Here is a 12178-nt window from a genome sequence, read left to right on the forward strand (position 1 = left end):
ACTTTTGAGGTAACATAATGGCTTATGAGATTCCGAAAACAGTTTTAGGTCGCACAGGTCTGACGGTTACGCGACTCGGTAGCGGGGGCGCGTATTGTGAATCCGTTGAGGGTTATCGGAAAGCGATTGATGCCGGTATCAATTATATGGATACAGCACGATCCTACAGAGATGGCGAGGATGAGAAGGTCATCGGAGCCGCTATAAAGGGACAACGCGATAAACTCATTCTTGCGACGAAAACCGCTAAACGCGATGCAAAAGGTGCACGGGCAGAACTTGAAACATCGTTATGGATGCTTGGCGTTGACTACATTGATATTTATCAGCTGCATCACCTGAACTCGCAAGGGGAACGAGAGCAGGCGTTGGCACCCGACGGCGCATTGGAAATGGCGCAGAAGGCACGAGATGAGGGACTTATCCGCTTTATCGGTGTTACCGGACACGATTGGATTGAGATACAACACGCCGTTGACACAGGATTCTTTGACACCGTCCTCTGTTGGTATAACTGTGCGATGAAAACGCCAGAGGATACAGTTTTCCCTGCTGCTGACAAGCATAATACCGGTGTCGTCATTATGAATGCTTCGCGCAATGACAGGCTTTTTGGGGACGCAGGCGCGCCATCTCCAGAGCAGTTCTACCGATATGTGCTCAGCCATAAGAGTGTAAATCTGACGATCATGGGATTGAGGGACGTTGAACGATTCCATCGGATTGCAGAGGCACTCTCCGAGCAAGAAACCTTGACATCGGAAGAACAAGCGGTTTTGGAAGAATATGGAGCACGGCGGCTCGAAGAAGGCGCGCTGACATAACTCCGATGCTGAAGTGACGGAACGAGTGAATTTGCTAACAAACGACTGGAATTTCAATGGATAAAAGCGCACCAGATCAGACGAATGAGCGTTCAGAAGAGTCTTATCCGCACGAAAAGCGCAATTTAATTGTATTCGCGCTAAACCAGATTTTGATGCGTCTCGGTTGGATGTTCAAATCCGAGTCTGTGGTCATTCCAGCGTTTATTGATGTCTATACTTCGTCTGGAACCATCCGTGGGCTGCTACCGCTCATTCTGCGAATTGGACAGAGTTTGCCCCAGTTTCTGGTCGCGCAACGTGTCGCCCGAATGCCGAAAAAGCAGGGGTTCTTCATTCTCACAGGATTCGGGTTCGCGATTCAGTGGTTCGTGTTGTCTGGGATATTAAGCCTGACACGCTGGTCAGCAAACGTTATTGTCGTTGTTTTTCTCGTGCTGTGTACCCTGCACTGGCTCGCGGTTGGTTGCAATCATCTGGCTACCGGAACGCTACAGGGCAAACTCATCAGTCCTGAAAAACGGGGGCGGTTACTCGCCTATTCCAATATCATCGGTTGTACACTCGCGATTGGTGTCGCTTTTTACCTCTTACCGCGTTGGCTTTCTGGGGATGCTCCACGTTATGCGATGCTCTTTAGTGCAACAGCCTTTTTCTTTGGGGTCGCAGCAGCAGTCAGTTTCTGGTTTAGAGAACTCCCTTCACGTCCAGAGGGCACGGCACCTTTTTTCAGATTTCTCGGCGACGCGCTCCTATCGTTGCGATACGACAGAAATTTTCGGCGGTTTGCAATCGTTATCCTGCTGTTTTACTCAATCTGGCCCCTTTTCCCACACTATACGGTTTTTGGAAAGCGGACATTAGGGTTAGTTCCTTCTGGTTTCGTCACGTTGATAATTGCACAAAATGCGTCCAATGCTATCGGTGCCGGTATCATGGGCAACATCGCAGACCGCTCAGGGAACCGATTCGTCTTGCGTATTTTGATATTAATCAGTGCCTGTATGCCACTGTTGGCGGTTGGTATTAGTCGAATGCCGTCTGGTGCGCAGTTTTATTGGATTATCTTTGCTCTTATGGGATTCACACCGGTGTCAGCGCGCATTGTCACAAACTATACGCTTGAAATTGCACCACAGGAGAAACACCCGCAATATCTCGGTGTGATGAGTCTTTTTCAGGCGATTCCGTTGTTCGTTTCCCCTTTGATTGGGGCGTTAATCGAGGAGTTCGCTTTTGAACCGGTTTTTATCGGGTGCGGTATCCTTGTTTTGTTAGGGTTTTTGCTAACTTTCCGATTGGCTGAACCGCGATTTAGCCAAAGCTCGTAAGAATCGGTGTTCCGTTGTGGGGATATTGTTGGAACGTAAAGTTTATTTTCCTGGCTGAACGGTTTTATCCAAGTCCCAGAGGAGAATAGTATCATCATGACCGCTGCTGGCGAGGGTTTTTCCATCAGGTGAGAATCGCAATGCCCTGACGGTACTTGTGTGTCCAGTGAGAGTTGCCAGTATCTGTCCACTTGGAATTTCCCACAGACGAATTGCGTCAGAGCGACCTTGCGTGTGATCATACACACTGCCACCCGCGAGGATTTTCCCATCAGGTGAGAATGCCACAGCGAACACTGTGTTTGTATAGGTTTGGAGCGTAAGGATTTCGTTACCGGTGATGGCATTCCATAGCCGGATCGTCATATCGTCGCTGCCACTCGCAAGGGTTTTCCTATCGGGTGAAAACGCGAACGTCCAGATATCGCCTTTATGTTCAGTGATTCGATACATTTCGCGACCAGTTGCGACATCCCGTATCTGAATGTGCTTTCGGTCTTCGTCAATCTTTGCTGAGATTACGCGATTGGGTAAATTCGGGGATCGTTTTCCGAGCGTTTCTTTAAGGTCAGGTGCTGAAATTTGGACACCGGTGATTGTATCCCAAAACAGCAGTTGATCTTCGCTACCATAACGCACAAGCCGACTGCTAAGTGTCTGTCCATCATCAGAAAACGCCAGTACGTCGGCACCTCTGCCGTGCCCTGTGGCGAAAGTAGAGAGATATGTTCCTGTTGCCGTGTCCCACTGGTGAATTGTGCCGTCCCAGCTGCCAGTTAAGATAGTATCACCATCAGGGGAAATCGCTAAGGCTTCATGTTGATCCGTATGTTTTGTGTAAATGGATTGAAGACGTTCACCAGTTTCTGTGTTCCATACGTGGAGGTCTTCGTTTTCTCCTTTCCAAGACCGCCAGTCGAAACTGATGAGTGTTTTGCCATCGGGAGAGAACACCAAGTGTTTCGTGGAATGCTTTATCGTAAGGGGTGCCTGGGGTTTGCCTTTTTGGAGTGTATATAATATGATGTTATCTATTGAAGCACTGGCAAGCGTTTTCCCATCAGGTGAAAATGCCAACTTATCAATGCCGCCCCGTTTGTGATCTCTCAGGGTTGAAAGTTTTCGTCCGTTTTCTGAATCCCAGAGTCGTAGAATTCCATCCCGATGTCCGCTCGCAAAGATTTTCCCATCGGGTGAAAAAGCGAGTGCTCCAATAGCATTTGGATATGTTACGGTTCTATGCTTATCAAAAGAAATTTGGAGTCTGCGCATCAAGTTGTCCGTGTATAGGGTGTGGCGTTCAAGTTGTTCGCCTGTCTCTGTATCCCAGAGGATCAGCGTACTTTTCCATGTGTCGCCACTGACGACGGTTTTTCCGTCGGGAGACACTGCAATGGCTTCAATTCCGCCCAAGTGTCCAGCGAAAACGGCGGTCTGTTTGCCGGTGTCTATGTCCCACAATCGGACTGTTTTATCGGAACTTCCACTTGCGAGGAAACGTCCGTCTGCGGGGAAATCCAATGCGGTAACCCTACCCGTGTGTCCCGTCAGGAGAGCGAGTTCCTTTCCAGTCTGCGCCTCGTATATCCAAATGCCTATATCCGTTGCGACTGCTATGCGGTTACCATCTGGTGTATATTTGATGTCATGCAAGTTGCCTTTTCCGAGCCGAAATTTGACACCTTCGGGAAGTTGCCATTGATTATAATCTTCTGCTGAGAGATTTGGAATGAACTGGAGTGAAATAAAAAATAGTATGAGAGCGATACGTTGTGTCATTTCTTAATTCCTTTTTCTTTTTTGAGGCACTTGTCTGTAGAAGTCTGTTTGGCAATCGAAACGTCTTACAGAAGTATAACATTACCGACTTTAGATTGTCAAACGGCACGGCAAAACGTCCCTGTTTTCCATAGACTTAGCTTCATATCTATGATAACATGTCCACCAAGTGAAAGTTGTTTCGCTGATAGTTGTGTTTGAACCTTGCATTTCATTGAAGAGGACGGACAGAGATGGGTTTAATCTTTTGTAGAAGGGGTTTGCAACCCCGATGAAGGAGGAACACCGCTATGCTAAAAACAATAGCGTGCCCAATTTGTGGTACTCAAGTCGAATACGCTATCGAAAATTCGCCCGATTGGTACCGAGATCCATCCCTACCCGTCTACCGAATTGATTGTCATGAGAAATGCAGACGGTATTGGCTTGCAGCAATTTCTGACCCGCGACCACAAATCGACCCAGCTATTCTGTCCGTCCTTGATGAACTAAATGATAAACAACGGATGTTTATCTCCGAATCAACACAGCGTGTTTGTGACACCGATAGTTGGGTAATTTATGACAGTAGTGAATTCCAACGACTTGTCAACGATTATCACTATGCAAAGGCGGCTATTATGCTGTATGGATGGCGTAATGCCACCTTCCAGGTCAGCGGTACCGGATTGGATGCTGAGAACCGGCTGTTTTTTGTAGAGAGTGAGGGCACACGGTGGACCCTGAGACTCCATCAGCTTGGAACTTCTGTCGATAAAGTCCGCTCTGAAATCTATTGGTTAAAAGCACTGTGGAATAAGGCGAAGGTCAAGACCTTATCCCCGGTGCAGGGATGTGACGGAGAATCGGTTCAATGTCTCTCTGGAAACGCTCTACCGGTGCGATATGCTACCGCCTACAATTGGATTCCCGGCAAGACGCTTAACCTACTCTCCGAGGCTGAAAAAACGCCTGAACTGATTCGGAGTCTTGGGACCATGCTGGGTCGCATGCACGCTCTCTCGGAGACCTTAAAACTGCCGCACTGGTTCACTCGTCCTCGATATGACATTGACTGGATCAATCTGAAAGTTAAGAAGGCATTTGGAACGGATTACAAGCTTTATTCATCAAGGGAGCACGAAAAACTCTCCACCGTTTCTTCGCGCTTCTCGCGGTTTGCCACGGAACATGGGGAAGGTAGACACGTTTTTGGACTCATTAACTTGGATTTTGAACCTCATAATATCGTTATTTCGGAGACACAGCCCTGTCCAATCGACCTGGTCCACTTGGGGTTTGGTTATTACATTTCAGATATTCTGAATGTTTCGCGCTGTTTTGATACGGACGAACAGCCGATTTTCTTCGAGGCGTATCAAGAAATTCGATCACTACCGAAAGATTACCGTCAACAGTTTGCTTTATTTGATGATATAGGCTTACTGTAATCCAGTGGGTAAGTCTACCCCTAACAAGAATAGATGGAATGGTAGACATGCAAAATTGGAAAAAGATGGTGCAGGAGGAAGGCAATCATGACAAGGAAAATGTCATGCCCATTTTGTCAAACCCAAGTTGAATATGCTATTGAGAATTCTCCTGATTGGTATCGCGATCCGTCTCTACCGGTCTACCGGATCGATTGTCATGATAAATGTAGGCAGTACTGGCTTGAAGCAATTTCTGACCCACACCCACAGATTGATCCCACCATTCTTGCCTTCTTGGATTCACTTGATGACGAACAACGAACCTTTATATCTGAATCGACACGGCACGCTTGTGACAACGGCATTTTGATAGTTTATAACGGAAACATTTTACAATACCTTATCACCGATTGGCACTACGCAAAAGCGGCTGTTGTGTCGTATGCGTTGAATAACGTTTCATTCCGAATTAGTGGTCTTGGATTTGATTTTGCGAATATATTGTTTTTCTTAGAGGCTGAGGACGCTCGGTTCACATTGAGACTCCATCGCGCTGGAACCTCTATCCATGAAATTCGATCTAAAATCTATTGGTTAGAGGCTCTTTGGAACAAGGGACGCGTCAAGACCCTCTCCGCTATTCCAGGACGTGATGGCGAAATGCTCCAATGCATCACTCCAAACGACCTACCTTCACGCTATGCAACTTTGTACGATTGGATTTCCGGTGAGACGCTTAGCGCACTCTCTGCAGCGGAAAAAACGCCTGAACTGATTCGCGGTCTTGGGAACATGGTTGGTCGCATGCACTTTGTGTCGAAAACGTTGGAATTACCGCACTGGTTTACCCGTCCTCGGTACGACATAGACTGGATTATCTCTAAGGTTGAAAAGGCACTTGAAAGTGATCACACAGACGCTTCAGCGGAGGAGTTTGCAAAACTCTCCTCACTTTCTTCGCGCTTCTCACGGTTTGTTGCGGAACACGGAGAAGGACGGGACGTTTTTGGGCTGATTCACTCGGATCTGGAACCCCATAATATCGTTGTTTCGGATGGACAGCCCTGCCCAATTGACGTGCGCGAATTTGGGTTCGGTTATTATCTCTCAGATATTCTGACGCTTTCACACCATTTTAGTGAAGATGAACAACTGATTTTCTTTGAGGGGTACCAAGAAATCCGCGCACTTCCGACAGATTATCGTCAACATTTAGCTCTATTTGAAGAGTTGCACACACTGTAACCCAACGGGTAAGTCTGATACTTTGTCAAGTTCACATTATAGATGATCCTGTTTGTAGTAGGGCAATTCATTGTCCGTTGTTGACCTTTGTGAACATCTTTAGAAAAGAACCACTGATCAGATAAATTACGGCCCTGACGGCTGATTATTGACGGCTGAAAACTGAATGTGTTACACTGGCAAAACCATTTTTTGACAATTTAACTTTTTTGTGGTACACTTTAATTTACTCTTGGGTAATTTATGTTAAGTACAACTTTGCTGTTATAATCTGTCCACCCATAAGTACTCGGAGTCTAACATTGTGCAATCTGAAAGCATTGAAATAAACGATTTTACGACGAACCAGTTAGTAGGTTCGCGGGGATATGGATCATGGCTAAGTCCGTTAAAGCACTCATCACGCCAGAAGTTCTCAAGTGGGCGCGTGAAAGACGCATTAGATTAGAGATTGATTACGCGGCAAAAAGATTGAAGATTAAGTCCGAAGACCTTGAAGCATGGGAAAACGGGACCGAACAACCCACTTTCGCGCAGCTAAAGAAAATTGCGAAACTCTATAAAACCCATATTTCTATATTCTATCTGTCGGAACCGCCTACCGATTTTCAGCCACTCACAGATTATCGAGTACTGCCCGAACAACTTGTCACGGATGAAGAGCAGGTCTATAGATTGAATGCTAACATCATTGAAGCGTTTGAAAGGCGCGAGACCCTTATTGAACTGTACGAATTGTTAGAGGCACCGCCTCCGGAGGTTACACTAAATGTTAACAAGTATGAAAATCCGGGGCAAGCAGCGCGAAAAATAACAGAATTTCTTGAGCTCAATAGGGTACAACTACAAAGAGCGAATGACCAATATGCTGCGTTGAAATTTTGGAAACAGATTATTGAAGCAAAAGGCATCCTCGTCTGTCAAACATCTGTGAACACACATCTTTCTGTTGAACTGAAAACAGTACGTGGATTTTGCATTGCCCAGAGACCTTTCCCCATAATCGTGGTGAACCCCAAAGATAGTCCGTACGGTCGTATTTTCACACTCATTCACGAGTTAGTCCACATTGCACTCGGGGAAAGTGTCATCCAGAATACTGGATTTGAAGAGGTAAATACCCTGAATCTGGATCCTATTGAAGTTTTTTGCAATCAGGTGGCCGCCGATTTTTTAGTTCCAGAGAGTGAATTGCTTGAGATCGTAAATTTGGAGACGTTCCAAGAAGATTTACCTGGAATCTCCAAATTCTTCCATGTCAGTCCTGAAGTTATTATGCGGCGATTACTAACACTCGAAAAAATCTCGCGACGTAACTACCAAATGTACAGAAATCGTCAATTGGCAAAGTATAGGGACGCTCCAAGACAAACGGGTGGATCTGCCCCTTACCATAATCGGCTTCTCAATACTTCCGGTGAACATTTCGCACGAACTGCTTTTACAGCTTATTACGAACAGAAAATTACACGCGCTGAACTCGCCTCCGTTCTTTCTAATTCTGACACAAAACATCTTGCTAAAATCGAGAGTGCTATCTTTGTATGAATTCGTTGCTTAACCAAGGCCAGGTAATTTACAGTCTTGATACGAGCGCGCTGATCGCCGCTTTTCATGAACGATACCCCATCGAAAACTTTCCTTCTTTTTGGCGTAAAATTGAGGCTCTGATAAAAAACGGTCAACTGAAAATGTCGCAAATTGTTTTTGACGAAGCGATGAGAGATACAGAGATCAAGCAATGGTGCGATGAGAATCAATTAAAGCCAGACTTTCAAGTGGTTATTGATGAATCAGTGCAGGAGCAAGTCAGTGAAGTCCTATCGGAATTTCCAAGATTGGTGGACAATCGGACAGGGAAATCAGGTGCCGACCCGTGGGTTATTGCGTTGGCACTCACTATTGAGAACTGTGTTGTCGTAACAGAAGAAAACCCTACACATAGCCAAAATAGACCGAAAATTCCTGATGTTTGCGTTCATTTTAATCTTCAGTGTTTCAAAATAGTAGACTTGATAGAAAAAGAAAACTGGATCTTTTAATCCCGAAAAAAAGTAAAGTAATTCGACCAAATTTACAGAAGCATTGAGTTTTCGATTCTTTAGTCTGGTTTTCATCCAGCCGCTGGATGCTAATTGCTATGGTCTCTTGGTCGGTCCAGTTTCCTAACCTCACCAGATTGTTAAAAAAGACATTAAACCAGGCAATTTCAAACTGAATGGCTCTGTGAAACACGCCCGTTGTGATTGACTTGTGTTCACGTTTATGATAACATGTCTGCCCAAAGGACACGGAATATCTAAGGAGCCGACACATGGAACACCGCTATCTTTTCCTTGACCTGCAGTACATCACCCGCATCGAGGGGTTGTATCGGCGGATGCACCAACCGCAACGGCATCCCGATAACCCGGTTTTGCGCGGTGAGCATCCGTGGGAGAGTGTCGCATCCCTCTACGGCACGGTGCTTTACGACCCGCAGGATTCACTCTTCAAAATGTGGTATCTCACAGGACCTTACGCGGATGGTATGGTGAAAGTCCGTCAACGGGACGCGCTCGGCAATATAACGCTCCTTGCTTATGCGACTTCAACCGATGGGGTGCACTGGGAAAAACCTATCTTAAATCAGGTCGATTTTGAAGGCAGTACCGAGAACAATCTGGTTGACATCGGACGCACAAACTGTGAGGGTGCAGCTATCATCTACGATGAAGGTGAGACCGACCCTGCGCGTCGTTACAAGGGTTTTTATTGGGAGCACGGCGGAATCGACACCTTTGTTGAATACGAGGGACGCACGATCTGGGGACACGGTGAAGGAGACGGCATGTGGATGTCGTTTTCACCGGACGGCGTTCATTGGACGGACTGCGAAACCAATCCCGTCATTCCGCTCGGTAGCGACACAACCCAATCCTTGGTGTGGGACCCAAAGATACAGAAGTACGTTGTATTTGGACGGTTCGGGGCAGGTGGTCGCAAAACGGCTCGCGCTGAAAGTCCTGACGCGATTAACTTTAGTGAACCGAAACGTGTGTTTGCGTGCGATGAGGTCGATGAAGAAGGCACCCAGATTTACGGTATGCCGATCAACATCTACGAAGGTGTCTATCTCGGTATGATCTGGATCTATCGTGAAGGCGTTGATGGCACGATTGACACCTCGCTCGCTATGAGCCGTGATGGTATCCGCTGGCAACGCGTCTTGGATCGTCAGACATTCCTGACGCTCGGAGAACCGGGGAGTTGGGAAGACGGCATGGCGCGGATTAGTCAGAATTTCATCACACATAACGATCATATCTATTTCTATTACGGTGGTGTCAACGGACCACACACCGGCAGGAAGTTCAAGCAGGTCGAGCGTAAGCACAAAACTATGCTCGGCTTGGCAACGTTACGCCGTGACGGATTCGTTTCCCTTGATGCTGGTGAAACCGAAGGGTGTATGCTGACGAAACCGTTGACGCTTGATGGTAGGAAGCTACACCTCAACACCGATGCGAGTCAAGGCTACGTCACCGTCGCTGTCACTGATGATATAGGTGTTCCTTTGGAGAATTATACCTCACATCAAAGTGTCGGGAATCAATTGGATATAGAAATTGAATTTAATCATTCGTTAGCGGCACTTAAAGGGAAAGAGGTACGGCTCCGGTTTCAACTCAGGAACGCGAGTCTGTATTCCTATTGGTTCGCTTAGAAATACGATCTCTATGAGAGGTGTCATCTATGGCAATCAAGAGTATCCTCTTTGATTTGGACGATACCCTTGTTGTAGAGGGTGCCGCTGCGGACGCAGCCTTTCTGGCGACGTGTGAGCGTGCATACGAGAAACACGGCATTGATCCAGAAGCACTTCATCAATCAGTCCGCTACCATGCCCGCCAATTGTGGCGTGCATCTACAACCATTAGTTACTGCCGTGCTATTGGTATCAGTTCATGGGAGGGATTGTGGGCGCGTTTTCTCGGTAGCGACCCAAATCTAAAGCGTCTTCGCACATGGACTCCTACCTATAGACGTGAAGCATGGTTCCGTGCCCTTGCTGACCACGGCGTAAGTGACTTATCCTTTGCTGAAGAATTGTCTGCTACCTTTCTATTAGAACGGCGTGCGCGGCATACGCTCTTTTCCGATGTTGAAGACAGTCTAACACATCTTCGCGATATCTACCAATTAGCACTCGTCACCAATGGCGCGCCCGACCTACAGCGTGAAAAAATTCAAGGTACTAACTTGGTACGATTCTTTGACACAATCCTGATTTCGGGAGAAGTAGGTGTCGGGAAGCCGGATTGCCGAATCTTCAGACTGGTACTTGACGCACTTGCCGCTTCGCCACCTGAAACGGTGATGGTTGGAGATAGTTTAACGCGGGACATCTTGGGCGCGCAACGTGCTGGACTCAAAGGAATTTGGCTGAACCGCTCAGGGAGTGATGCGACCGATCAAGTTACACCGGATGTTCAGATTACAAGCCTGAGTCAATTGCATAAGCGACTGTTAACCTTGGACAATGTAAACCTAAATCATCTCTAAGGCGTTATATAATATGGGTGTGGCTTAGACCCGTAGGTTGGGTTGAACGGGAACCTCCTCTTGAATTTTTTATTAAACTTATTGCTTTTTCCCTAAAAACACTATATAATATCAGTCATATATAGACTTTATAATTTTTGATAATTTAAATTATGATAATAAATTAACTATTTATAACCTAAGTTGCTGGTTATCCGTCTAAGCGAAACTCAACATCTCACTTTTATCAAACTTACGTTTTATTCTCTAACTCAAAGAGGGTTTTCAACTTCAGTTATGAAATTTAATCCTGGAGGGAAAAGATGAAACATATCTATCACAAAGAAGATGCCGAAGTCGTACGAATTGAAGGCGAGGCACCGCGCACCTTATACACCCTCGTTGAACCGAATACCGTTGGTACTGAACATTTCTCAATGGGGTTAGAAGAGGTTGACCCCAATAGCGAGATTCCTATGCACTCACACAGCGAAGCGGAAGAGATTATTTTTGTCTATGGTGGACAAGGGAAGGCGTATGTCGGTGATGAAGTCGCCGACCTAAAACCCGGCACGGTGATCTATCTCCCACCGAATGTCGAACACCGCTTTGTCAACACAGGCGATGAACCGCTCTGGATCACGTGGACGCTTTCACCACCCGGCTTTGAGAAGCAGATTCGACGGATTGCAGACGGCTCCGCCGGAATGGAAGTTTTCAGCGAATCTGAGTAAAAAATCTCTGAAACGTCAGTGCTGAAGATTTGTTAAGTCTGCCCCATTTTGTGCATGAGGGTATGAAATATGTACCTTTTCGTGCAGCATTTTCCGAAAGTATGGCGAAAACCCCGTCAATATAGTAGTATTCAGACTGGCACGCTATTTGCTAAGGTTTTTATAAGGTAAGAAATTCCTGCATTGTGAGATGAAAATATTGCACCTTTTTTGCCCCTAAAGTGCGTCACTTAAGGAACGCCACAGATATTTATAGTAAAACCTACAATTAATTGAGGGTGTTTCATAAATCATTAATATTCTATCGAAAGACAGTTTTAATGTGTGTG

10 protein-coding genes are annotated in these 12178 nt (G+C 46.2%); 9 read left to right on the plus strand and 1 reads right to left on the minus strand.

What is annotated here, in order from left to right; all coding sequences use genetic code 11:
- Nucleotides 1-17: 17 nt before the first annotated feature.
- The gene (locus OXH39_10175) at nucleotides 18-824 is read left to right on the plus strand and encodes an aldo/keto reductase (GenBank protein ID MCY3550811.1); all 807 of its coding nucleotides are present in this window, start codon (nucleotides 18-20) and stop codon (nucleotides 822-824) included.
- Between the two features lie 56 nt (nucleotides 825-880).
- Nucleotides 881-2155, plus strand: coding sequence for an MFS transporter (locus OXH39_10180; GenBank protein ID MCY3550812.1), 1275 nt, complete (start codon nucleotides 881-883; stop codon nucleotides 2153-2155).
- A gap of 42 nt (nucleotides 2156-2197) precedes the next feature.
- Here OXH39_10180 and OXH39_10185 read toward each other — a convergent pair whose 3' ends face one another.
- Nucleotides 2198-3934, minus strand: a complete 1737-nt coding sequence (locus tag OXH39_10185) for a WD40 repeat domain-containing protein (GenBank protein ID MCY3550813.1) — start codon at nucleotides 3932-3934, stop codon at nucleotides 2198-2200.
- Nucleotides 3935-4224: 290 nt separating this feature from the next.
- Between OXH39_10185 and OXH39_10190 the strand changes: the two genes are divergently transcribed.
- The 7 genes from OXH39_10190 to OXH39_10220 all read left to right on the plus strand — a co-directional run bounded on the left by OXH39_10190 (nucleotide 4225) and on the right by OXH39_10220 (nucleotide 11849).
- Nucleotides 4225-5364 carry a phosphotransferase gene (locus OXH39_10190; protein ID MCY3550814.1) on the plus strand — a complete coding sequence of 380 codons (1140 nt, stop codon included), beginning with the start codon at nucleotides 4225-4227 and terminating at the stop codon, nucleotides 5362-5364.
- A gap of 87 nt (nucleotides 5365-5451) precedes the next feature.
- Nucleotides 5452-6591, plus strand: coding sequence for a phosphotransferase (locus OXH39_10195; protein MCY3550815.1), 1140 nt, complete (start codon nucleotides 5452-5454; stop codon nucleotides 6589-6591).
- A gap of 375 nt (nucleotides 6592-6966) precedes the next feature.
- Nucleotides 6967-8139, plus strand: coding sequence for an XRE family transcriptional regulator (locus tag OXH39_10200; protein MCY3550816.1), 1173 nt, complete (start codon nucleotides 6967-6969; stop codon nucleotides 8137-8139).
- On the plus strand, nucleotides 8136-8633 hold the full coding sequence (locus OXH39_10205; protein ID MCY3550817.1) for a DUF4411 family protein: 498 nt from the start codon (nucleotides 8136-8138) through the stop codon (nucleotides 8631-8633). Before OXH39_10200 ends, OXH39_10205 begins: the two co-directional genes overlap by 4 nt.
- 272 nt (nucleotides 8634-8905) lie before the next feature.
- The gene (locus OXH39_10210) at nucleotides 8906-10297 is read left to right on the plus strand and encodes a hypothetical protein (protein ID MCY3550818.1); all 1392 of its coding nucleotides are present in this window, start codon (nucleotides 8906-8908) and stop codon (nucleotides 10295-10297) included.
- Between the two features lie 29 nt (nucleotides 10298-10326).
- Complete coding sequence (locus OXH39_10215) at nucleotides 10327-11136, plus strand: HAD family hydrolase (GenBank protein ID MCY3550819.1); 810 nt, start codon at nucleotides 10327-10329, stop codon at nucleotides 11134-11136.
- A gap of 302 nt (nucleotides 11137-11438) precedes the next feature.
- Nucleotides 11439-11849 (plus strand): cupin domain-containing protein, encoded by a 411-nt coding sequence (locus tag OXH39_10220; protein ID MCY3550820.1) that lies wholly within the window; start codon nucleotides 11439-11441, stop codon nucleotides 11847-11849.
- Nucleotides 11850-12178 lie beyond the last annotated feature (329 nt).

The organism is Candidatus Poribacteria bacterium, from assembly GCA_026702755.1.
In the GTDB taxonomy this organism is placed as follows: Bacteria; Poribacteria; WGA-4E; order WGA-4E; family WGA-3G; genus WGA-3G.

Bases quoted from the DNA above. Each gene is read 5' to 3' on its own strand.
- OXH39_10175 (MCY3550811.1), top strand. From the start codon at position 18: ATGGCTTATGAGATTCCGAAAACAGTTTTAGGTCGCACAGGTCTGACG.
- OXH39_10180 (MCY3550812.1), top strand. From the start codon at position 881: ATGGATAAAAGCGCACCAGATCAGACGAATGAGCGTTCAGAAGAGTCT.
- OXH39_10185 (MCY3550813.1), bottom strand. From the start codon at position 3,934: ATGACACAACGTATCGCTCTCATACTATTTTTTATTTCACTCCAGTTC.
- OXH39_10190 (MCY3550814.1), top strand. From the start codon at position 4,225: ATGCTAAAAACAATAGCGTGCCCAATTTGTGGTACTCAAGTCGAATAC.
- OXH39_10195 (MCY3550815.1), top strand. From the start codon at position 5,452: ATGACAAGGAAAATGTCATGCCCATTTTGTCAAACCCAAGTTGAATAT.
- OXH39_10200 (MCY3550816.1), top strand. From the start codon at position 6,967: ATGGCTAAGTCCGTTAAAGCACTCATCACGCCAGAAGTTCTCAAGTGG.
- OXH39_10205 (MCY3550817.1), top strand. From the start codon at position 8,136: ATGAATTCGTTGCTTAACCAAGGCCAGGTAATTTACAGTCTTGATACG.
- OXH39_10210 (MCY3550818.1), top strand. From the start codon at position 8,906: ATGGAACACCGCTATCTTTTCCTTGACCTGCAGTACATCACCCGCATC.
- OXH39_10215 (MCY3550819.1), top strand. From the start codon at position 10,327: ATGGCAATCAAGAGTATCCTCTTTGATTTGGACGATACCCTTGTTGTA.
- OXH39_10220 (MCY3550820.1), top strand. From the start codon at position 11,439: ATGAAACATATCTATCACAAAGAAGATGCCGAAGTCGTACGAATTGAA.